The sequence below is a fragment of the Paenibacillus aurantius genome, assembly GCF_032268605.1.
Lineage (GTDB): Bacteria > Bacillota > Bacilli > Paenibacillales > NBRC-103111 > Paenibacillus_AO > Paenibacillus_AO aurantius.
Window position 1 is genome coordinate 2,039,374 of record NZ_CP130318.1, and the last position, 23,074, is coordinate 2,062,447.

Sequence of the window (23,074 nt, forward strand, 5' to 3'; positions counted from 1 at the left end):
GTTCCATGAAAGTGATGACCATTTATGCGCATCCCGCGGACACGATTACGAACTGCGGAGGCACCCTTGCGCTTCACGCCAAGCGCGGGGATGAAGTCGTCGCCCTCATCCTGACGCACGGCGGGCGGCTGCATCCGAACAAGTACGCGGAGGAGTGGAGAAAAGAGAATCCCGATCCCGCGATCGTTCAGGCCGGCTTGGAAGACATCGCGCTCAACAAACGGCGGGAGCTCGAACGTGCAGCGGAGCACATTGGCATCTCGAAGCTAATTCTTCTCGATTACGACGACAATTACTCTACCGTGCAGGAAGACATCGTCAATCGGATCGCCGAGGAACTTTCCAAGGAACGGCCGGATGTGGTGATCTGCGATTATCCGATGAACCCGGCGATTCATAATCCCCATACCTTGGCAACCCAGATGGCGTTTGCCGCTCTAAGCAAAGTTTCGCTCTATTTGAGAAATTTGGACGGCCATGAGGAATTCCAAGTAAAACAGATCTTTCTCACGACCCTCCCGGTAAGTCCGATGGACGGGTTAAGCTTAAACGGCCTGCGCAACGATGTATTCGTGGACATCACTCCGGTCGTAGGAGAGAAGGTCAGGGCCATGGATGAGTTCAAAAGCCAGGGCTACAGCGGTCTTTTTGCCAGAAAATTAATCGAATCCTTCAACGGCGAATACGGCCGGGCGGCCGGAGTCAATTATGCCGAAGGCTTCTACCGGGTATACAACGAGACGCACGATCATCTCCCGCTGACGGAAGCAGCCAAGCGCAGCGACCTTCTGACCCGGCACTTGACGTACTCGACGATGAACCTGCGCGCCATGTACCCGGTGGCGGAGGAGAGTTGAGAAATCATCATACCGACGAATTTCCGATAAATCAGGTCAACCAGAGTCTTCTGGTTGGCTTTTTTTTGTGGATAAATCGGTCTTCGATCAAAAATGGTGGGCATTCACAAAAAAAGAAGACGGCCAAAAACCGCTAATGTATATCGAAGCAAGCCTTGTAGATTTCCCTGGGCAGCCCCTCGTGCTACATTGAAGGCCGAAAGTTCATCTCATTTAAACGGAGGGATCAAATGAAGAAAGGAGGTACCCATGCATTCAAGAGCGCAGCGGTGGCGCAGGCATTGGGAACGGGACAAATATTTATATCTGCTTCTCGTCCCGGTCGTCTTGTACTTTATTATTTTTAAATATTTGCCGATGCTGGGCGAGGTCATGGCTTTTAAAAATTACCGGTTATCGGAAGGAATTTGGGGAAGTCCCTGGGTAGGACTGGACCAGTTCCGAAAGCTTTTCACCAGCCGGGACTTTGTTCAAATCCTGAGGAACACGCTTCTGTTGAATGTGTACAGTCTTGTTTTTGCCTTTCCGGTTCCGATCCTGCTCGCCCTCATGCTGAACGAAGTCCGGTCGGAGCTGTACAAACGGGTTCTGCAAAATTTTCTTTACATTCCTCACTTCATGTCTTGGATCGTACTCGGCGGGATCGTGATTGCGCTCTTATCGCCGAGTACGGGAGTCATCAACTCGATCCTGAAGGCGTTCGGGCTCGAACCGGTCTACTTCATGGCGAGCACCTTCTGGTGGCCGATTACGTTCGTCGGCTCCAGCATATGGCGGGAGGCCGGCTTCGGAACCATCCTGTTCCTGGCGGCCATGGCTGCGATCAATCCGCAGCTGTATGAAGCGGCGGCCATAGACGGAGCGGGCAAGCTGCGGCAGGTATGGCATGTGACGCTTCCGGGAATCCGGAGCACCATAGCCATTCTGCTTGTCCTCCAGGTAGGACGGATGATGGATGTCGGCTTCGAGCAGGTCTACTCCCTGCAAAATTCAACGGTGGCCAGCGTGGCTGAGGTCATCAGCACTTACGTGTACAAGCGGGGAATCGTCGGCCTGCAGTACAGCTATACGACGGCGCTGGGGTTATTCCAATCGGTCGTATCGTTACTTCTAGTCATTTCCGTCAATCGCTTGATCCGGGCGATGGGGGAGAGGGGGTTGTGGTAGATGGTTCAATCCTCCGGATGGTTCCGGGCGCTGAATGCGATCCTGCTGGCGTGCTTCGCCTGCGCCACCTTGTTTCCTTTTCTTAACATCGTGGCCGTATCCTTCAGCAGCAGCCGAGCGATCAACGCCGGCGAGGTATCGGTATGGCCCATTGAGCTGAGCTTCGACGCCTATCACAACCTGATTGCCGACGGACAGCTTCTTGTGGCGATGAAGAACACGGTCCTTCTTACCGTTGTCGGTACAGCCCTTAATATGCTCTTCACCGTTCTAGCGGCATATCCCCTCTCGAAGAGGCGCCTGAAGGGGCGTAACTTTCTGCTGATGGCGATCCTGTTTACGATGCTTTTCGGCGGCGGGCTGATTCCGAATTTTCTGCTGGTCAGCACGCTGGGCTTGATCAATTCCTATTGGGGGCTTTGGCTTCCCGCCCTGATCAGCGCGTATAACATGTTTGTTCTGAAATCTTTTTTTGAAGGACTGCCCGAAGAGTTGGAGGAATCCGCCGCCATCGACGGAGCCAAGGATTTATCGATTCTGTGGAAGATAATCCTCCCCCTTTCCCTGCCGGTTATGGCCGCCTTGACGTTGTTTTACGCGGTTGGCTGGTGGAACTCGTATATGAATGTGCTCATTTACATCAAAAGCACGGATAAACTATCCCTTATGGTTAAGCTGTACCAAATGATGCAGAACATCGGACCCGAGCTGCTCAGCACCTCGAACGGCGAGGGGGTCTCGCAGGCTACCATCACGCCGGAAGGTGTCCGGGCCGCTTCGATTGTCTTATCCATTCTTCCGATTCTGTGTGTATATCCATTCCTGCAGAAGCACTTTGTCAAGGGGGTTCTGTTGGGCTCCGTAAAAGGATAAAATCCTAGCGGCTTGCAGCCTAATGGTAAAAAAAGTATGTTGGATGATAGAGGAGGAGTCAAATGAACATGTCAGTCAAAAAATGGACCCTGGCGGCCCTGCCCGTCTGCCTTGCCGCCGCGGTCGTGGTGTCCGGATGCTCCAAAGGCACCGATTCATCGGGCGCCGCCGGCGGTCCATCCCCGGCAGACGGCAGGCAGGAAGATAAATACGACAAGCTGCCGAAGGACGTCAGCATCTCGATGTTTGACCGGGGACAGGTGTCGAGCGACGAAGGAACCTACGAGGAGAATCGCTGGGTCAAGTGGATCCGGGAGCAGTCCGGCATCCAATTGAAAGTCGTGCCGGTTCCGAGGAATCAGGCGCAAGACAAGCTGAACGTCCTGATTGCCTCCAACCAGGCCCCCGATCTGATTTGGGAATACGACCGCAACTATATCGGCAACCTGGTGACCCAAGGGGTTATTCAGCCCATCGACGAATATATCGACAAATACAGCACGTCCTATAAAAAATATTTGCAGGAAAACCCAGAGTTGAAGCCGTATATTACCTTTGATGGAAAAATGTATGCGGTTACGACGAAGAGGACCATCAGCACGGTAGCCAACCATGGAATATGGATTCGTAAGGATTGGCTGGATAAGCTGGGGCTGAAGGCACCAACGACAATGGAGGAATTTATCGCGGTCGCCCAGGCGTTCAAGGACCGGGATCCGGACGGCAACGGCAAAGCGGATACCGTGCCGATTATCGGCTACACGACCGGCGATGGGTATGCGGCCATGTTCGGCGTAGACTGGGTGGATTGGTATCTGGAAGACGGGAAGATGAAATACGGCCCGACGCTTGACCGGTACGGCGACGCCCTTGCGGCGGAGAAAACCATCTATGATCTCGGACTAGCGGACAAAGAATACTTCACGGACAAAGACAATTCCAGAGCCAAGCAGCTGTGGACGACAGGCAAGGCGGGCATCTGTTTGTGCCAATGGGGCGGGACGACTACGACGATGAACCGGGATCTGCTCGCGAACAACCCGAATGCCGAGCCGGTTCCGCTGGAGCCTGTCGCAACCAAATACGGGAAGTACGGTTTGTACCAGGAAACCCCTGCTTATATTTACGTGACGTTTAACAAGAACATGAAAAACCCGAAAGCCGCCGTTCAATATTTGGATTGGCTGATGGACAAAGGCTGGTTTACGTTATCGAACGGCAACGAAGGGGTTCATTATAAGCTTATGAATGGCATTCCGCAGAAAACCGATGCCGATAAATTCAAGAAGGAAGTTCAGTACGCGAACGAATATGCGGTGCTGCGGCCGATGACGGAGAAGCCGGAGGATCTGCTGATTAAAGCGGCTCAGGATCCTCTGTCCCAGAAGCTCGCCAAACTGGAATCGGATTCGCTGAAGATCGCGACCAAGAACAAGTTCAGGCGGGACATTCCCTATCAGCCTAATATTATAGAAATCAACGAGCTGAAAGCCTCCTTCCAGAAGACAATCGATGAGATCCGGGCGAAGTCGGTTACCCAAGGGAAGAACTATTCGGCCGAGAAGGCGATCGAGGATATCCGCAAGGAGTGGAAGCGTTTGGGCGGAGATAAGGCGGAGCAGCAGGCGCAGGAATGGTACGAGAAGAACAAGGCCAATTTTAAATAAGACAGAGCGAAAGGGGGGACAGGAGATGAGCATCTTTCAGTACCGGTCAACGAAGAGAACGGTTGCGGTGCTGCTTATTCTTCTGTTCCTTGTCGTTTCGGCCATTTCCTTCCTGTCCTATTGGGTGGCCACAAGCCGGTTGAAGTATGAATCGACGAATACGCATATCGCCATGCTGAGCCAGATCGATCATAAGATCGAACTGATGCTGCAGGCGATTGATAAAGAAACGATCCAGATGCTGGCGAACGAGGAGGTCAATAAATTTTTCGATCACACCATGACCGAAGCGGAGAGCAGGGACAACGCTTACCGCCTAAGCGGTTATTTCACTCGTTTCGTCAACGCCGGCGAGTATGTGTACTCCGTGGATCTGTATTCCTACGACAGAGGCCAGCTGTTTTCCGGTGGAGCGATCAAGGAAGAGCAGACCCCGGAGGATTCGAGCTGGATCAGCCAATTTGCCAAGTACGACGGCTATTCGAATTGGCTGCCGACCCGCCGGGTTCCCTTGAGCGCCTCGAACTTTCCGATTTACCGCAATGTCGTCACGCTCGTACGAACCTATCCGCTTATCCACTCCCCGGGCTTCCGGCGGGGAGCCGTTGCCGTAAATATTAAGGAAGAGGCCTTGTATCAGCTGCTGAGCGATGCCAAAAGCCGGATGATGGGCGACATCTTCATTCTGGGTCATAACGGAAGCTTGATGTCGGGTGCGGACAAAAGCAAGCTCGGGGAGGACATGAGCCGTGTCCCTGTCCTTTCTGAAGTTATGAAAGGCGGGGAGGAAGGGTTTTTCAAAGCATCACCGCAAGATGTGGCTAGCTCCGTCTTTTACGTGACCTCTCCCTACACGGGCTGGAAGATCGTCAATATCGTGCCGGAAATTCAACTGAACCAGCCGCTCATCAAAATCCGCAATGCCCTCATCATCATTGCCCTGCTTCTGTTCCTTACGGCGGGCGTCCTCGCGGTCCTCCTGGGGCTGTGGACGTTCCATCCGCTTAACCGTTTCCTTATGAATCTGAGCAAGAAGCTGAAAGCTCATCCGCTTTATGAAGGGGCGGACTGGGGAAAGGGGAACGAATTTGCCCGCTTCGAGAATGCCGTCCAGAACATCCTGACGGACAGCGAATCGCTCCAGGCTCAAATCAAGGAAAGCAAGCCGATTATGAAGTGGCGGCTCCTGATGGACCTTCTCACCAACTTTCCCCGGCCCTATGGGAATATCGAGAAGTACATGGATGTGGTGGGCGTGCATTTGCATTCGAAGCACTTCATCGTCATGAGCGCCGAGTACGACCGTAAAGCGGATGTAAACTCGAAACGTGACCTTCACTTGTATGCCTATGCCCTTTGCAACGTGGCGGAAGAGCTCATCAACGCCGAAAGCAAAGGGGCCGCCATCGAATGGGAAGACGGTCAGTGCGCGATTATCCTCAGCTTCGATGATGAGGATCCCGTGAAGCATGCTCTTCGCGCCGTTGCCATTGCCGATATGCTGAAGAATTACCTGCAGGACCAGTTCAGGAGAACCATCTCCATCGGAATCGGCAGCGAGGTTCATCGGATGCAGGACATTCATTTGTCCCACAAGCAGTCCATAGAGGCTCTCAAATACAAGCTGGTGATGGGGGATAACACCATCATCGCGGCGGACGATATTCAGGACTACGGCTTCGGAGCCTTCCATCGGTTGTTTGCTCTGACGGAGGGTATGATCGATTCCGTCAAGGTGCTGGACGAAGAGAGAATGAGTCAGCAGCTTAAGGATTGGTTCGACAAGCTTGCCTCGTCCAAAATCCCGCCCGATACCATCAAGCAGCTGATCGTGCAGCTGCTTATGAAAGCAGCGGTGGTAGCCGGGGAAATCGGCGTGGCCCATGAGGAGCTCGTCCCGGCCGAGAGCATGTCCGAAACGCTGGAGCAGTACGAAAGCCTCGAGCAGATCCGGGAGTTTGCCGCACGCATCCTGTCGGGCTACATCGAGGGCATCCGCCTCAAGCGGAACAGCCGGGAGAAAAGCGAATCCGTCGACAAGATCATCAAGTATATCCAGTCCCATTATAGGCACAGCGACTTGTCGCTGAATTATTTGTCGGATCATTTTCGGGTGAGCGTGTCGCACCTGAGCAAAATGTTCAAGGAGTATACGGGAAGCAATTTTATCGACTACCTGATGGAAATCCGAATAGAAAAAGCGAAGGAGCTGCTCGCGGGCAGCCAGGAGAAAATCCGGGACATCGCCGAAGCGGTAGGCTATACCAATGTAAACAGCTTTACGCGCATTTTCAAAAAAATAACGGGCTTGACGCCTAGTGAATTCAGAGAACGGGAATGGGCCAAGGAGGAAGAGGAGCAAGCAGGCTCGGCCTAAGCCGGAAAATAGGGAGGATCCCATGTTATCTGCCAAAAGCATCATCCGTCTCTTGATTGTGCTGTGTATCTTCATGCCGCTGCTTTCGCCAATAGCCGGCAGAGCGAATGCTGCAAGTGATGGGCTTATCGATGAATTGAATGATTATACTAAAATGTTCAGCCATTCCGCCAACGTTGTCTTCGATACCTCGAACCCGCAATATTTGGGAGGGGATACGAAGCGGGTCACCCGGAACAGTACGGCGGACGGCACGTTCGTGTATAAAACGTCCTATGACATGGAATCGTTCACGGTTCCCGCCTATTACTGGACGGGAACGCCTCTGGTCGATTTGAAGTTCTTCACCTCGGCCGACGGCACGGACTATGTGCCGGTTGTGCCGGATGTGTATATGTCCGGGCCGGCCGCTTCCAGCTGGCAAATGTATGCCTATGAAGCCTTTGGCCTGCCGGCCGGCACTCGGTATTTAAAGATTGTCATCAGCGGCAATGACAAGTTCTGGACCCCTCAAGTGTCCCGGGTCATCCTGAACCTAAACACCGGTTCCCCTATGCCGAATATTCCGTCCGGTACGGCGTTGGAGGGGGCGGCGGAGATAACCCTTACAAGCGCAACCCCCGGTGCCCAAATCTTTTACAAGAAATCGGGAGAGACGGCGTATCAGCTCTACCAAGGGCCTATCCCCGTATCGACCCAAACCTCCTTCGATACTTATGCGCAGAAAGACGGCTTGACTCCCAGCGAGGTGAAAACGCTTCAGTATTACTCCAAGTCCGATTGGGCTATGGACCGCTACGGTCAAGCAGTAAAGGCCAGCTTCCCGGAAAAGGTGACCGAGGATGCCCAGCTTCGTCAAGATGTGGCGGAGGACCAGCAATATTACGACAGCCTGGCGGTTCCTTCCGGACGTGACCGGTTCGGGGGATTGGCCGACAGCGAGGAGCCGTATGGGCTTTCGGCCACCGGTTATTTCAGCATTCAGCAAGCCGACGGGCGTACGGTGATGGTAACCCCTAACGGGAATGTGTTCTTCAGTCTCGGCGTCAATGTCATCTCGTCCAATGAAACGTACACGCAGACTGCCGGAAGGGAAAAAAGCTTCGAGTGGATTCCCGGGAAAACCGGAGAATTCGCTACGGCCTTTCGCGGGGGCAGCTCGGATCTTTCCTACTATATCGCGAACCGGATCCGTAAATTCGGGGTTCCGTTTGAAGAAGAGTCCTTTGTCCGGGAAGGCATGAACCGCATTCAAAAATGGGGCTTCAACACCGTAGGAGCCTGGTCCGGAAATTACGCCACGGCTTCCGGCGTTCCGCATGTGAAAATGCTGCCGACGGCGAACATGGCCTGGGCACAAGTAAGCGGGCTGCATTACTTGGATATTTTCGCCGATAACGCTGAGCAGAACATCGATTCGGTTCTGGCCCAGAGCCTGCCCGCCTACCGGGAGGACCCGGCTCTTATCGGATATTTTATGGAAAATGAGATTCACTTCCATAAAATTTCCTCGGTCATTCCCCAGGCGAAAGCGAGTCAGGTGGCGTCCAAGCGCAAGCTGGTCGACCTGCTCGAGAGCTGGTACAACGGCGATATCGCGGCGTTCAATACCGCCTGGAACACTTCGTTTACCGGCTTTAACGAGCTGGATGAGGCGGCGTTAACCGTGAAGACGGAGCCGGCGCAGGAAGACATGTATAAGTTTATAAAGGTGTACGCTGATACGCTATACGGGACCATCGCCAAAGTCTTCCGCAAGTATGACCCGAATCACCTGCTGCTTGGCGACCGCTGGCTGAATCAAACGGCCCAGAATGCCAGACTGCGCGACATTCTCGCCGAGGCTTCCGGGAATTCTTTTGACGTGATCAGCTACAATTACTACGCGAAGGATGCCAGTATCAGCCAACTGAAGGCGATTCACGACAAATCGGGCGGCAAGCCGATCATGATCACGGAATTTAACTTCGGCACGGCGGAGCAGGGCTTGAATTCCGGCGTGATCCCTGTAGATACGCAGGAAGAGAGGCAGCTCCGCTACCGGAATTACGTCGAGCTGACGGCATCACTTGGTTACGTCGTCGGCACACACTGGTTTAATTATCTCGACCAGCCCGCCACCGGCCGCTGGTGGGAAGGCTACACCGGGGAGAGATACAACACCGGTCTGGTCAACGTGGCGGACCGTCCTTACAAGGGTTTCCTACAAGGGGTGAAACAGAGCAACGACGATATCTACAGCGTTGTGCTCGGACAGCGGGAACCGTTCCGGTATGATTTCGGCGAGATCGACCGTCCGGCCAACCGTACCTTGGAGATTGGCCGCGCCTCCACTCCTATGCAGATCGACGGAATCCGGGACGACGGATATGATTCCGCCCGCCAGGTGATCCTGAAGTCGGGAGACCGCATTGTCGGAACCGGCGGCTCCGGAATGAAGGCGGCCTATGACTGGGCATGGGATTCGGAGCATCTGTACCTCTACGCAGATATCACGGACCCTACCCCGATGATGAATCCTTACCGCGACGGGAACCTATGGAAGGGCGACGGGGTCGAGCTGTTTGTAGGCCCGGAGCAGACGGACGTCCGGCAGGGGCTGCTCGTATCCGACCGTCAGCTGATCTTGAGCGCCGGCTTAAAGGATAACGGTGAGCCTTACTGGAGATGGTTCAACACGGGAGAGCAGCCGCTTATCAACATGATGGTCCGGCGGCATGCTTCCGGGGATGGGTATGCATTGGAAGCTGCCATTCCCTGGAATCATCTGAACGTAACTCCGGCGGTGGGGCAGACTATGCGGTTCGACTTCGGCTTTGACGACAGTGAGGACGGGGTCCGCCGGCTGCGGCAGTGGCTGTGGAACGGACTGGACGGAAATGCCAGCAACCGGGGGAACTGGGGGATGGCCACGCTGGGAGGAGCCGCCGATACATCACCGCCGGAGATCGTCGTGACAGGAGCGGAAGACGGACAAAGCTATGACAAGGAGACCACGCCGGTCATTTCGGTAGAAGATGCCGGGAGCGGGGTTAAAGAAACGGTCGTGCAAGTAGACGGTCTCCCTTGGACCGCCGGATTGCCGATCACGGCCAAGGGACCTCATGTCTTGCTGGTGACGGCAGCGGACAACGCCGGGAACACCACCGCTTACACGAGCCGCTTCACCATTTATGGCACCACAAGCTTGACTGCCGGCCGGGCGGAAGGAGAATACAGCGACATCGTTTCTTTGGAGGCTTGGCTGAAAGAGGAAGGGGGGGCGGCGATCTCCGGGGCGGAGGTCCATTTCATGGCGGGCGAAACGCCCGTAGGCACGGCCATGACGGATGCGGACGGTCATGCCGCGCTGGCTTATCCGATCGGCCTTGGGGTAACGGGCGAGACGGCTAGCACCACTTATCCGGTCACCGCTTCGGTTTATCAGAACGACACCCATTATTATCGCGGCAGCGTTGCATCCGGCAGCCTGACCGTTGCCCGGGAGAAAGCCTCCCTCCTCTATACCGGACCGGATTCGGTAAGGAATGACGGGGATCAGATCCTCTCGTTGCAGGTAGTCCAAGAGCAGGACGGAAGCGCAGGTTCTCTAGCCGGACTACCGGTTCAGTTTACGATTTCGGCCATCCGTCCCGACGGGACCCTGTCGGAGATCGATTCGTCAGTTACGGAGCAGGTCTACCGGACGGACAGCGAAGGGAAAGTTAAGGCTCCCGTTAAACTGCCTAGCGGACTCTATCAGGTGGAAGCCCAGCTTCTGCCCAATCCATACTACGAATCGGTTCAAACGGTCTCTGAGCTGGCCGTGTTCGATCCTGCCATAAGCCCGCTTCAAGCTTCCGGCTTCATCGAGCTGGAGGGCGGCAGCTTCTTCGGGGAAAAAGCCAAGAAGCTCCATCTCAACCTTGAGCCGGGGATGGCGAAGCTTCATGCGGAGCCGCAAGGGAAGGAGTTCATCGTCGAAACCGTCAACTGGTTCCTGGTCTCCGGGAATTCCATGTATTGGCAGGGGGAAGCAACTAGGGACGGAGCCCGGTATGTCATTCGCCTCATGTTCCAGAATGACGGGGACGGGAAAGGGCCTTACAAGACGCTTTCGCTTATCCTATGGGAGGAGAATGCCACGGAACCTGTTTATCAGGTGTACGGCGCCGGCTTCCAAGGAGAAGCAGGATAAAGAGGCAAGACGCTTCCCCGGGTCGATTAGTCCCCGTTAAAGCGGGGGCTCTCGATGTCCCGCAGGGATGAGGTGGAGGAGCTGCCTTTATAGGCAGAGTGCTGAACGTACCCGCAAGCCTTAACGGCTGCGGGTCTTTTGTATCCGGAATGGAGCTCATTCCGAGCACATGCGAAGCTGGCCTCCAGCGGTTTACATTCGAGCAGGGACAAACGTAACGCGGTAACCCCCTTTTAATCCGGCGCCGGCTTGCAAGGCTCCGGGACGGCTCGTCTAAGTCATGCCTGGCCATCATGCTCAGACCTTCCGTCACCCGGAGTTCCGGAAGTGTAATGCGGCAGACTGGCTCTGCGCCTCGAGCGGAAGATCCTGATCCCACCTGTAGCACGGCCTCCCATAAACGAAAAGAGATGGAGCCGGTAGAGGCCCATCTCTTTTCGTTAGCGTCCCTTCGACAAACGGTCGAAGGGAATGTTACGAACGGCAATCTTAGTATTGACGGTAGACCTTATAGCTCAGCTCCTCGCAGGAGCGGCGGATCCAGTTATGGACGTTGTCCCACACTTCATCGGTTATGCGTACGACGGGGATGGAGATGCTGACGGAAGCCGCTGCCCGGCCGTCCGCATCCCGTACGGCACCGGCGACACAGTGGACGCCGTCGACGGTCTCGCCCATGTTGTAACCAAATTCCTGCTCCCTAACCTTCTCCAATTCTTTAAGCAGATCCGAGTAGGTGGGGATGGTATTGTTCGTCACCTTCTCAAGCTGTTCAGACGGGTAGATGGCGCGGAGCTCATCGGGAGTCAGATCCGCGAGCAGGATTTTGCCGGAGGCTGTCGCATGCAGGGGCAGGGTTCCTCCAAGGTTAGGATTGAACCGAAGGGCATGCGTGCTCACTTTCTCTCCAATATAAAGCAGCTGATCCTCCGTCCGGATAGCCAGGCATACCGTTTCGTTCAAATCGTCTATTATTCTCTCGGCGATCTGGTTGAATTCACCGGTCAGGCTCGTGTTGCGCATGTAGCCGGAGCGGATGGTAAACAGCTTGAACCCGATGCGGAACTGCTTGCCCGACCGGTCGGTTTCCAAATACCCCCGATTCAACATGTTTTGCAGAATCAGGTACGTGCTGCTTGGAGGCATATTCAGGCTTTTGGCGATTTCGGTCAGGCTGTAGGATTCCTTCTCGCCGGTGAAAAGCTCGAAGATATCCAATACCCGATCCGCGGATTTGACTTTGGGGGGGTGCTGGGTCATGATCGTCCTCCTTTCGAGGAAAAAGTTTCACAAATATGAAACCTAGCATGATTTTAGCTTATTTCATCGAAAATGTCGATAGGTGAAAAGGGCCGCGTCGTCCCTTCGTTTAAGCGGCGCCCGGCATGCCAAAACGGCCACAGGAGATCCTGTCAGGATCTCCTGTGGCCGTTTTAGTTGCTCGTGCCTTATCCGTTCCGTTACGCCAACAAAGTTGCCGGGTAAGGCACTAGCTCAGCAGCGCTTCCAGCCGTTCGCTGGCTTCGGCTTCATCCTCAAGCCGGGACCAATAGGCCTTCAATTCCTCCCGGACAGCCTCCAGAACACCGGTGCTGAGATTCAAGTCCGAATACAGCCGGCAGCGGTCCCACAGCTCCCGATAGACGGATTCCCCTTGAGGGCGGTTTCCCGCTAACCCGTTCTTCAGGCTCAACGCTTCCCGATGGGCAGGCAAGGTAAGCGTGTGGCGACGGACATCGGCCTGGACCTCCGCCGAGCAAAGGTAGCGGACCAGCTTCCGCGCTTCCTCCTGGTGGGGCGTCAGCCGGTTGACGGCCAAGCCTGTCGTCAGAAGAAGGGTGTCGTCCGAACGGAGAGCGGGAAGGGGAGCCACGCCGTAATCCAGCTCCGTATCGAGAAACCGGTTCAAGCCGAAATAGGTCGTCAGGATCATGGCCGCTTTCCCTTCCTTAAACCAGCGCTCCACATCCTCATCGCTTTCCGTCCAGAGAACCGGCCCGCCCTGCTGGTGAATCAAGTCACGGGAAATGCGCAGGCTGTCCCAGAAGGCCGGATCTTCGGCTGCCCGCTGGCCTTCCCCGTGCTGAAAGCGGAAGCTGTTCTGCAGAAGAAACACCGGCCAGCGGTTGACGGACTGAATATGAGCGGCGAAGCCGCGCACTTCCAGCTTCCGGTGAAGGGTTCGGGCGGTTTTGAGAAGCGTATACCAGGTCCAGCCCGCATGCGGGGCTTCCATCCGGCACTGCTCGAAATGCTTCCGGTTGTAGCACAGCACCACGGGGGAAAAGACAAAAGGGGCCGCTTTCAAACCTCCGCCTTCCTCCAGGTAGGGCTTGGCGAGAAGGGGATGGGCATATTCGGTTTCCGGGGCTTCCGACAAAAGCGAGAGCGAGGCATCCTTCTCTTTCTGTTTAAGGGCATCCCACCCCGTTACGGTTACGACATCCGCCAGTCCAAGACCGGCGTAATCGAGAGGGAAAGGGGCGGGGAGCAGCTCGATTGTCGTGCCCGGGTGCTGCCTTTCGTATTCGGACACGGCATGCTGCAGCCTTCCTTCCCTGATCAGGGGAGGGTAGCAAGCGAGCCGCAGGACCATGCCTTCCTCCGGACCGGTGGAGGTAGGAAGACATTCAGCCTCCGGACTTCCGGTCGATGGGGCCGACAGCCGGACTTTGTTGCCCACCCGCCGGATTTTGACGATCAGCCCTTCCTCCACCAGTACATCCAGCGCCTTGCGGACCGATTCCTTGCTCAAGGAAAAAATCCCGCCCAGTTCCACCTCCGAAGGAAGATAATCCCCCTCTTTGCGTGAGCCGCTCCGGATCTCTTCTCTTATGTAGGCGATTAACTGCTGGGTCCGGGCCATATATTCGCTTCGGTTGGGACGCGGCATGGTTATTCCTCGATTCCTTAATAAAATTTACTAGCATTATATCACAAAAATGGGGTTGCAGAAAAAGACGACGTAGGCGATAAAAATCTGTGGTGCCATGAAAAGGAGACAATTCCTTCTCATTGACAGCGTATACAAAGCGATGTAGGCTATAAATATACCATTATATGCCCAAGTCCTTGATGGATGATAAGCTTATTTATCATTTTTCGAAGTTCTAGGCGATAAAACAAGAGGAGGAATTCATTTGAACGGAAATCGTCTGCTGGCGATTGCGCTCAGCGCCGCTCTGGTTTTCCCTGCTTTTACTCCAAAGGCCCAGGCGGCTTCGGATCCCGGCTATGTGCCGGTCCCTGTCGCCAATGGGGATTTTGAAGCGGCCGTTCCGGGAGACGGCAGCATCCAGGGCTGGACCACTACCCCGGCGGGAAGCACCTTCAACGACAATTTGAAGGCGGAGGTTTCGAAGGAACGGAGTTATTCCGGAGCCCAAAGCCTGCGAATGATCGATAACGACTCCAAAGCGTCTCTTCAAGTGTTCAGCTCGATGCTTCCGGTGACGGAAGGCAAAACCTACCGGTTTCAAACCCAAGCTTATGTTCAAGCGAAGAGCGTGCGCCTTTATGTGCACTTTAAAACCAAGGGCAGCAATACCATGATCGAGGGGTTCAATTATTTGGCCAACACGGTGGGCTCCTGGACTAAGGTGGAGCAGGAGTTAGTAGCTCCTCCGGGAGCGGAATATGCCCAAGTCTCCTTTTATTATGGGGCTTCGGGAACGGGGACGGTCGCCTTCCTGGATGATGTGAAGCTGGAGGAGAAGACGGCACCGAGTTCGCTTACCCTTCCTTATTCGGATACAAGTATTGATCTCGGTGAGCCGGTTCAGATCGGCATTTCCCAGCGTGCGGTGATCGGAGTTGGTGCCGATGGGAAAGACGAGCAGTACATAACGACCACCGGTTCGCCGGCCGGCTTCACCGTGGTGGACCTGCTGACGGGCAAGCAGAAATTCTCGCAGCGGGTAGAGGGCGCCACGGACACGATCTGGGGAATGGACCGCGGATCGGACGGGAACATCTATTTTGCTTCGACGGGCAAGCTGTACCGTTATGTGGTCGCTACGCAGAAGATTGAGAACCTGGGAACCAACCCGACGGGCACCACGACGATGTACGATGTGAAAGCCAGCCCGGACGGCAAAATTTACGGAGGCACCTTCCATACGACCGATAACGGAAGGGTGTTTGAATACGACATCGCCACCGGGCAGTTCCGGAATCTGGGAATCGCCAAGGAAGGCGAAGCTTATGCCATCGGCCTTGGGGTGACAGAGAAGTACCTGTATGTAGGCACCGGCAGTCACAGCGGCTTGGTTCGTTATGACCGAAAGACCTTGGCTAAAGAAGATTTGACCATTCCGGGCGTAACAGGCGAGAAAGACAAGAAGCTCGGCGAGGTGGAAAGCTACAATGGCTTGCTGTTTATTTACGGCGGTGACAAATTCCATGTCGTGAAAGAAGATACGCTTGAATTGATCCAATCGGTTCCCTTCCAAGCTAAGATCTCTGCGCCGAATCCGGACCATCCGGATACGATCTATTACAAGCTGAACGATGAACTATATTCTTACAACATGTCCACCAACACGGTGGCCAAGGTCGAAAGCATCCAGGAGCCCCTGCCGGATACCGCGTTTAAAGTATCCCAATGGGTGAAGGCGGACAGCGGCCGGTTTGCCGGCAAATGGGCGCTGTACAGCATGGCGGCGTTCGGAGAAACCTTCGTCTATGAGCCGGAAAGCGGCGAATACGAGACGATCTTCGATGAGCTCGCGGCCATCGGGACCAGCGTCAATGTCCTGGAGTACAACAAGGGCCACTTGTACATGAGCGGATTCCAACGCGGCATGAGCGTGATGGATACCTCAACGGATAAGCTGATTTACAACGTACCCGCGTTCCACCAATCCGAAGGAGTCGGATTCTATGGGGATGCGGCCTATTTCGGAGCCTATCCGGGTGCGAAAATGTACCGCCTCGATATGTCCAAGCCGCTGAACTATAACGAATTCGGCTGGAGCAATCCGGGCCTTGCCCTCGACATCGCGGATAACCAGAACCGTCCTTATATCATCAAGAGCGGAGGCGGCAAGCTGTTCACCGGAACGTTCCCGGCAAGCGGCTTCGAAGGGGCGCTGACGATTCTGGAGGAGCAGAAGGATGCCGGCGGCACCGTAACCGGGGTCACCTACAAGACGTATCCGAACCTGATCCCGAACCAAACCATTATCGGCCTTCAGTATTATGAGCCAAGCGGGAAGCTGTTCGGCAGCACGACCGTGTACGGCTATTTGGGCTCGGTAAGCCCTACCCCTCCCACGACGGAAGGAAAGGTATTCGTGTTCAACCCTTCGACGGGGGCGGTGGAGCATTCGTTTACTCCGAAGGTTCCGGGCGTTACCGGAGAAGTCAAGATTATTGGGGACCTGTCCCTCGGTCCCGACGGACTGATCTGGGGGGTTCAGGATGCTTTTGTCAGCACGACCGCCGGCTATGACGCCTCGGTTTTTGCCATTGATCCGGTTACCTACAAGGTGGTCAAAGCGAAGAAGATTACCCAATCGCCTTACAGCACGAGCAAATTCCGGCCTTATTATATCCGCTGGTCCAAGGATGGTATTATGTACACCACAGTCGGACGCAAGGTGTATGCGATCGATCCGAAGACCCTGGAAGCCAAAGCCGTTCTGCCGGGCAAAACGATTAACAACATGACGCTGGCCGACAACGGGGATATGTATTATACGGAAGGTACGAAGCTGTACAAGCTGCCGATCGCGCTGAAGGCTTCCCAGCCTGTTCTGGCAAAGCCTCGTCTGCTCTCGGGTGAATCTGCCACCGTTTCCACCGAGCTCAGCATGGCCAATCAGTCCGACCGGGATTTCAGCAAAGCCGTGATCACGTATGAATCCGATCACCCGGACATTCTGAGCGTGAACGGAAATACGGTTACCGCCGTAGCTCCGGGAACGGCGAACCTGACGGCCCGGGTAAGCTTTGAAGGCCAACAGGCGGCGTCGGAAGCCCTTACCGTGACGGTAGGCGAGAATACGGCCCCTGTCCTGGGCGGGCCGGAGGATCAAGTGTGGGATTGGCATGCCGCCCCGCACGCCCTGCCTTTTACCGTGAGCGATCAGCAAACCGAAGCCGGAGCGCTTGCCGTGACGGCTTCGAGCAGCAACCCGACGCTCGTTCCCGATACCGGCATCCGCTTGGACGGAACGGGAGCGAGCCGGACGGTAACGATTGTACACGCGGCCGGTAAGACAGGGGAAACTACGATTACCTTAACGGTAAGCGATGGCGTCCTCACCTCATCGAAGTCGTTTACCCTTCGCGTTACCCGCGATGAGGCCAGCTATTATCCGGTTATCAGCCCAATCGGGGACGTGACGGTTCCGGAAAGCTCGGCTGCCGTGGAGGTTCCGTTCACGGTAAGCGATAACGATGTGGAGGCGGGCCAGTTACAAGTAACGGCCGTTACGAAGGACGAAGCTCTTCTTCCGCAGGCCAATCTCGAAATAACCGGAACGGGCTCCAGCCGTGTTCTCCGTTTGAAGCCGGCGCCGGATCAAACAGGCAGCACGTCGGTCGAGCTGACGGTGACGAACGGGACTTACCAATCCACCGCTTCCTTCAATGTGACGGTAAAGCCGGCCGTCGCCCCGACGATCACGACCCTGCCGGATCGGACGATCCATGCGAATGCCAGCACAGGCCAGCTTGTGTTTAATGCAGCCGATACCCGTACGCCGGCCGGTAAGCTGGTCGTCACGGCTCATTCCAGCAACCCGGCTCTCGTGCCGGACGATCAAATCGAGCTGTCCTGGAACGGCGAGAAGCGATTCGTCAAGCTGAAGCCTGTGAAGGGGCAGTCGGGAGAGACCACCATCACCTTGACGGTGCGGGACGAGGATGGCCTGACCGTGACGTCGGCCTTCGGGGTTACGGTTCTTCCTGGCGGCGAGAAGTAACAGGCATCCGTTATCCTGGAAAACTGAGCTAAGATAAGAACAAGCCAACCAACCTTGGTCCTTGATTGTGGACCAAGGTTGTTCTTGTTTAGCGCTGTCCCCGCTGAAACAGACCGCTTATTTCTTAGGTAATCGGCCGCTTATATATGGTAAACTTAGGGTAATCCCATGGAGAGGAGCTAGTCTATGAACATACTGGCCGTCGGCTGCCATCCGGATGATCTGGAGATCGGCTGCGGGGGAACGTTATCGAAATATGCGGCGCAGGGCCACGCCGTCACCATGGTTCATGTGGCGAACGGCAACAAGGGGCACAAGGTCATTCCATCCGAGGAATTGAAGCGGATCCGCGCGCAGGAAGCCCGGAACGCAGGCGCCTTAATCGGAGCGACGGTCATCAGCCTCGATGTCCCCGATCTTGCCGTCCGATCCGACAACGACGAATGGGTCCGGCGGCTGGTTAACGTGATCCGCCAAACGGAGCCTGACCTTATCATTACCCACCCTCCCGAGGACTACATGAAAGATCACATGGAGGTGTCCAAAGCGGTTTTCGATGCGAGCTTCTCCGCCACCGTTCCCTATTATGAGGCTTCGGTGCCGGCTCCGGCTCATCCGAAGGTCGCGCCTATCTTCTATATGGACACCTTGGCCGGTGTCGGCTTCCTGCCGGAGGAGTACGTCGACATTACCGATCATATCGAAACCAAGATCGCCATGAATGCCGCGCATGAAAGTCAGATCCGCTGGCTCTACGAGCATGACGGCATCGATTTTCTGGATTTCGTGCGGACCGTTTCCAAATTCCGAGGCCTGCAGTGCGGTGCAGGATTCGCCGAGGGGTTCGTACAAGCGAAGGCGTGGCCTCGTCTGACGGCCGGCAGACTTCTTCCCTAAACGGAAGCATCCCCCTTGAACAGGAGCTGAATCGATGACTTTGCGAATAGGTTTTATTGGAGTGGGCGGAATTGCCCAGCATCATATGCTGCAGCTGAAAGAAATTCCCGAAGCTCAGATTGTGCTGGTATACGACGTGAACCGGGAAGCCGCGGAGCAAACGGCTGCCGGGCTTGGGGCAAGAGCAGCCGGAAGTCCCGATGAAGTATTGGACAAAAGCCGGGTGGACGCCGTCTATGTGTGCGTGCCGCCTTTTGCGCGGGAGGAGCTGGAGGTGACGGCAGCCCGGCGGGGAATCCCCTTCTTCGTGGAAAAGCCGCTTGGCGTTGATTTGGAGCTGGTCCGCCGCAAAGCAGAGGTAATCCGGGAGAGCGGCGTCCTCCATGCGGTCGGCTATGTCCTGCGCTATTACGATACGGTACAGATGGCCAAGGACTATCTGCAGAACAAGCCGTATCACCTGGTACAAGCGAGTCGTCTCGGAGGAAGTCATCCATCCAAATGGTGGAAGCAGCTGGACCTGTCGGGCGGGAATCTGGTGGATGCGGCCACGCATCAGGTGGACCTGCTGCGATATGTGGGCGGAGAGTTCAAGGAGGTTTTTGCGTCCTTCGGCCAAACGGCCATCCATCAGTTGGACCCGGACGCAACCATCTACGATTCGGGCTCGCTGTCCTTTACTATGCAGTCGGGAGCGGTAGGCAGCCTCACCGAATCCTGCATGTCGACTATCCATCCAGGCAACGAGGTGCGGGTGTACGGAAGCGACTTCTTCCTGGAATTAAGCGGAAACGGAAGAACCTTGCTGATCAAGGATGCGGGTGGGGAGCAGACCTGGACCTCCGAGAAGAACGCCTTCCTGGAACAGGCGCGGGCCTTCCTTCAGGCCGTATCCTCCGGGTCCCGGGAACTCATTCTCTGCGACTATGAAGACGGGCTGAAAACACTCGAATTCACATTAGCGGCGAACCGGTCGGGCTTGGAACGGCGGGTCGTGGAGCTCACCTAGTACGGCAGGAAGAGAATAACGAATAAGCAGGCGATCGCTAACCGGAGAAGAACCGGAACGATCGCCTTTTTGCATGATGGGTCTGACGCTTTATTTCATTACAGGGAATAGACCCGGCCGGTTATTCCATCGTTTCAATAAATTGACTGGCGCAAGTAGAGAGGGGCACATGGCGCATGGTCAGGATCCCGACCTGAGAAGGAGGGATGTCCACGTCGAGCTCAATTTCGAACAGCGACCCTTCCTCCAGCTCCTTGGCTACGAATTCGCGGGTGATGTAGGAAATGCCGAGTCCGTTGCGGGCGAACTCAATTAGCAGCTCCACGCTCCCGACTTCAATCTCGGGCTTGATGGCATAGCCGTAGCTTTGGAACAATTCCGTTATGCCTGTCCGGGCCCGGCTGTTGCGGGAGAACAGGATGATCGGGTACTGCAGGAGCTGGTCCAGGGACAGCCTTTTTCCCTTCAGCTCGGCATAACGGGTGCCGGCTACGAAGCCGTCCTGCAGCTGGATGTTCTCCCTTACCTTAAGCTGGGGATCCACAATGGGCAAACGAACGACGCCCATGTCGATGGAGCCTTCCTTCAGGAAGGCAATGATCTCCGGTGTCGTTCCGTGCTTCAGGTGGAGGCGGATTCCGGGATGATGACGGTGAAACTCTTCGAGATACGGCTGCAGGTAATGCTTGAACAACGAATCGCTGCCGCCGATTCTCAGCTCTCCGCTGTCCAGATTTTTGAGGGCGGCCATCTTTTCCTCCGCCAGCGTGAGCAAGGTTTGGGACTGCTCGATATACGAGAACAGGACGGCTCCCTCGGACGTAAGCGTAACGCCTTTGGAGCTGCGGTAAAACAACGTGAGGCCGAACCGGTCTTCCAGCTGTTTGATGGAGTGGCTGACGCTCGGCTGGGTCAGGTGAAGCATTTTGGCCGCCTGGGTCAGGCTGTTGGTTTTGGCTGCCCAGTAAAACACTTTGTACAGTTCGTAGTTAATGGTCATAGATGGTGTCTATGGCTCCTATGGAATCTATTCATTACTCGTATGGAGTATATCCGTATTATAGTGGAATCAGATACAGGATACCAGAGCTTGGGGAGGACTAGAACTATGCTTATAACCAAAACAGTGGAGCAGTTAGCCGTCGATACGATCCGGACCTTGTCGATCGATGCGGTCAACAGCGCCAATTCGGGACATCCCGGGCTGCCGATGGGAGCGGCCCCGATGGCTTATGCGCTGTGGGCTAATGTCATGAACCACAACCCGAATCATTCTAAATGGTTTAACCGCGACCGCTTTGTGCTGTCCGCCGGACACGGCTCGGCGCTGTTGTACAGCCTTCTGCATCTATTCGGCTATCAGGTGACGATCGAGGACCTGAAACAATTCCGCCAGCTGAACAGCCGGACGCCGGGGCATCCCGAATTCGGCCATACGGATGGAGTGGAGGCTACGACGGGACCACTCGGGCAGGGATTGGCCAATGCCGTCGGAATGGCGATGGCGGAGGCGCATCTCGCCTCCAAATTCAATCGCGACGCTTTCCCGGTCGTCGACCATTATACGTATGCGCTGGTGGGCGACGGCTGCTTGATGGAAGGCATCTCCTATGAGGCGATGTCCATGGCCGGGCACATGAAGCTGGGCAAGCTGATCGTGCTGTATGATTCGAACGACATTTCGCTTGACGGGCCGCTTTCCCTCTCGTTCGGAGAACAGATGAAGAAGAGAGTGGAGTCCGCCGAATGGGAATATTTGCGGGTGGAGGACGGCAACGACCTGTCTAGCATCACCGAGGCGATCCAGGCCGCCAAGCAAAATACGGAGCAGCCGACCCTGATCGAAATCCGCACCATCATCGGGTACGGCAGCAAGGCGGCGGGGACGAACAAAGTCCACGGCAACCCGCTCGGGAAGGAAGAAGCCAAGGCGACGAAGGAAGCGTACGGCTGGATGTATGAGGAAGAGTTTTCCGTTCCGGAGGAAGTGAAGGCTCACTATGCCGAGCTCCGGCAGAAGGGGCAGGCCAAGGAAGAAGAGTGGAACGAGCTGGTCCGCTCCTACCGGGCGAAGCATCCCGAGCTCGGCCAGGAGCTCGAGCGGGCGATGGACGGCAAGGTCTCTCTGGAGGCGGGCGACATCCTTACCTTCGATTCGTCGAAGGCGCTATCCACCCGGGTCGCGAGCGGCGAGACCATCAATCATCTGGTAGGCATCGTTCCTTCGCTCTTCGGCGGCAGCGCCGATCTGTCCCATTCGACGATGACGGATATTCGCGGAGAACAGAAGTTTGCTGTAGAATCATATTCAGGGCGCAACGTTTACTTCGGCGTCCGGGAGCATGCGATGGGAGCGGCCGGCAACGGCTTGGCCCTGCACGGAGGCGTGAAGCCGTTCGTCAGCACGTTCTTCGTGTTCAGCGATTACCTGCGCCCCTCCATTAGGCTCGCGGCCCTGCAAAAGCTGCCGGTGGTCTACGTGTTTACTCACGATTCGATTGCCGTTGGCGAAGACGGGCCTACGCATGAGCCGGTGGAGCACCTCGCCGCGCTGCGCACCATCCCCGGACTGACGGTTATCCGGCCGTCCGATGCCAACGAGACGGCAAGCGCTTGGGCGTATGCGCTGCAGCAAACGGAGGGTCCGGTCGCCCTCGTGCTGAGCCGGCAGAACCTGCCTGTCCTGGAAGCGACCCAAGGGAACCTCGAAGGGGTGGCGCGAGGCGGCTACATCCTCGAAGAAACCAACGGAGAGCCGGACCTCATCCTGATCGCCACCGGTTCGGAAGTAACGCTTGCGTTGAACACCAAGGCGGAGCTCGAGCAGCAGCAGCTTTCGGTTCGTGTGGTGGCCATGCCTTGCCGGGAGCAATTCGACCGCCAACCGGACGCTTACAAAGAGCAGGTTCTGCCGGCTTCAGTGACCAAACGCCTGGTCATGGAAGCAGGGATTTCCCTCGGCTGGGACCGTTATGCGGGTACGGAAGGTAAAGTGCTGTCGATCGAGAGCTTCGGCGCTTCCGGACCAGGAGGAGCGGTCATGGAATCGTTCGGTTTCTCAGTAAGCAACGCCGTTCGTTTGGCTAAAGAAATCCTGAAGTAATTTACTTTCCAAGGAGGT

The 23,074-nt window shown here is 55.8% G+C and carries 13 protein-coding genes; 10 read left to right on the forward strand and 3 right to left on the reverse strand.

Features of this window, described 5'->3' with window-relative positions; all coding sequences use genetic code 11:
* Positions 1–5 precede the first annotated feature (5 nt).
* From MJA45_RS09400 to MJA45_RS09425, 6 genes are all read left to right on the forward strand, one after another.
* Positions 6–857, forward strand: a complete 852-nt coding sequence (locus tag MJA45_RS09400; RefSeq protein WP_315607000.1) for a PIG-L deacetylase family protein — start codon at positions 6–8, stop codon at positions 855–857.
* Positions 858–1,106: 249 nt separating this feature from the next.
* Positions 1,107–2,024 carry an ABC transporter permease gene (locus MJA45_RS09405; RefSeq protein ID WP_315607001.1) on the forward strand — a complete coding sequence of 306 codons (918 nt, stop codon included), beginning with the start codon at positions 1,107–1,109 and terminating at the stop codon, positions 2,022–2,024.
* Positions 2,025–2,897: a carbohydrate ABC transporter permease gene (locus MJA45_RS09410; protein WP_315607002.1), complete on the forward strand. Its 873-nt coding sequence runs from the start codon at positions 2,025–2,027 to the stop codon at positions 2,895–2,897.
* A 62-nt stretch (positions 2,898–2,959) separates the two neighbouring features.
* Positions 2,960–4,564, forward strand: coding sequence for an extracellular solute-binding protein (locus MJA45_RS09415; RefSeq protein WP_315607003.1), 1,605 nt, complete (start codon positions 2,960–2,962; stop codon positions 4,562–4,564).
* A 25-nt stretch (positions 4,565–4,589) separates the two neighbouring features.
* Positions 4,590–6,941, forward strand: coding sequence for a helix-turn-helix domain-containing protein (locus MJA45_RS09420; protein WP_315607004.1), 2,352 nt, complete (start codon positions 4,590–4,592; stop codon positions 6,939–6,941).
* A gap of 22 nt (positions 6,942–6,963) precedes the next feature.
* Positions 6,964–11,118, forward strand: coding sequence for a sugar-binding protein (locus tag MJA45_RS09425; protein WP_315607005.1), 4,155 nt, complete (start codon positions 6,964–6,966; stop codon positions 11,116–11,118).
* 489 nt (positions 11,119–11,607) lie between these two features.
* Here the strand turns inward: MJA45_RS09425 and MJA45_RS09430 are convergent, their stop codons facing one another.
* Entirely contained in the window at positions 11,608–12,378 is a 771-nt protein-coding gene (locus tag MJA45_RS09430) for an IclR family transcriptional regulator (protein WP_315607006.1), read from the reverse strand.
* Between the two features lie 229 nt (positions 12,379–12,607).
* Positions 12,608–14,011, reverse strand: a complete 1,404-nt coding sequence (locus MJA45_RS09435) for an extracellular solute-binding protein (RefSeq protein WP_315607007.1) — start codon at positions 14,009–14,011, stop codon at positions 12,608–12,610.
* A gap of 247 nt (positions 14,012–14,258) precedes the next feature.
* On the opposite strand from MJA45_RS09435, the gene MJA45_RS09440 reads away from it, so the two are divergent.
* The 3 genes from MJA45_RS09440 (at position 14,259) to MJA45_RS09450 (ending at position 19,953) form a co-directional block, all read left to right on the forward strand.
* The gene (locus tag MJA45_RS09440) at positions 14,259–18,047 is read left to right on the forward strand and encodes a carbohydrate binding domain-containing protein (protein WP_315607008.1); all 3,789 of its coding nucleotides are present in this window, start codon (positions 14,259–14,261) and stop codon (positions 18,045–18,047) included.
* A gap of 186 nt (positions 18,048–18,233) precedes the next feature.
* Positions 18,234–18,944, forward strand: coding sequence for a PIG-L deacetylase family protein (locus tag MJA45_RS09445; RefSeq protein ID WP_315607009.1), 711 nt, complete (start codon positions 18,234–18,236; stop codon positions 18,942–18,944).
* A 34-nt stretch (positions 18,945–18,978) separates the two neighbouring features.
* Entirely contained in the window at positions 18,979–19,953 is a 975-nt protein-coding gene (locus tag MJA45_RS09450; RefSeq protein WP_315607010.1) for a Gfo/Idh/MocA family protein, read from the forward strand.
* A gap of 121 nt (positions 19,954–20,074) precedes the next feature.
* On the opposite strand, the gene MJA45_RS09455 is transcribed toward MJA45_RS09450, so the two are convergent.
* Positions 20,075–20,953, reverse strand: a complete 879-nt coding sequence (locus MJA45_RS09455) for a LysR family transcriptional regulator (RefSeq protein ID WP_315607011.1) — start codon at positions 20,951–20,953, stop codon at positions 20,075–20,077.
* Positions 20,954–21,061: 108 nt separating this feature from the next.
* Here MJA45_RS09455 and tkt point away from each other — a divergent pair, with 108 nt between their 5' ends.
* The gene (tkt, locus tag MJA45_RS09460; RefSeq protein WP_407083117.1) at positions 21,062–23,056 is read left to right on the forward strand and encodes a transketolase; all 1,995 of its coding nucleotides are present in this window, start codon (positions 21,062–21,064) and stop codon (positions 23,054–23,056) included.
* The last annotated feature ends 18 nt before the right edge of the window (positions 23,057–23,074 follow it).

Bases quoted from the DNA above. Each gene is read 5' to 3' on its own strand.
- MJA45_RS09400 (WP_315607000.1), top strand. From the start codon at position 6: ATGAAAGTGATGACCATTTATGCGCATCCCGCGGACACGATTACGAAC.
- MJA45_RS09405 (WP_315607001.1), top strand. From the start codon at position 1,107: ATGCATTCAAGAGCGCAGCGGTGGCGCAGGCATTGGGAACGGGACAAA.
- MJA45_RS09410 (WP_315607002.1), top strand. From the start codon at position 2,025: ATGGTTCAATCCTCCGGATGGTTCCGGGCGCTGAATGCGATCCTGCTG.
- MJA45_RS09415 (WP_315607003.1), top strand. From the start codon at position 2,960: ATGAACATGTCAGTCAAAAAATGGACCCTGGCGGCCCTGCCCGTCTGC.
- MJA45_RS09420 (WP_315607004.1), top strand. From the start codon at position 4,590: ATGAGCATCTTTCAGTACCGGTCAACGAAGAGAACGGTTGCGGTGCTG.
- MJA45_RS09425 (WP_315607005.1), top strand. From the start codon at position 6,964: ATGTTATCTGCCAAAAGCATCATCCGTCTCTTGATTGTGCTGTGTATC.
- MJA45_RS09430 (WP_315607006.1), bottom strand. From the start codon at position 12,378: ATGACCCAGCACCCCCCCAAAGTCAAATCCGCGGATCGGGTATTGGAT.
- MJA45_RS09435 (WP_315607007.1), bottom strand. From the start codon at position 14,011: ATGCCGCGTCCCAACCGAAGCGAATATATGGCCCGGACCCAGCAGTTA.
- MJA45_RS09445 (WP_315607009.1), top strand. From the start codon at position 18,234: ATGAACATACTGGCCGTCGGCTGCCATCCGGATGATCTGGAGATCGGC.
- MJA45_RS09450 (WP_315607010.1), top strand. From the start codon at position 18,979: ATGACTTTGCGAATAGGTTTTATTGGAGTGGGCGGAATTGCCCAGCAT.
- MJA45_RS09455 (WP_315607011.1), bottom strand. From the start codon at position 20,953: ATGACCATTAACTACGAACTGTACAAAGTGTTTTACTGGGCAGCCAAA.
- tkt (WP_407083117.1), top strand. From the start codon at position 21,062: ATGCTTATAACCAAAACAGTGGAGCAGTTAGCCGTCGATACGATCCGG.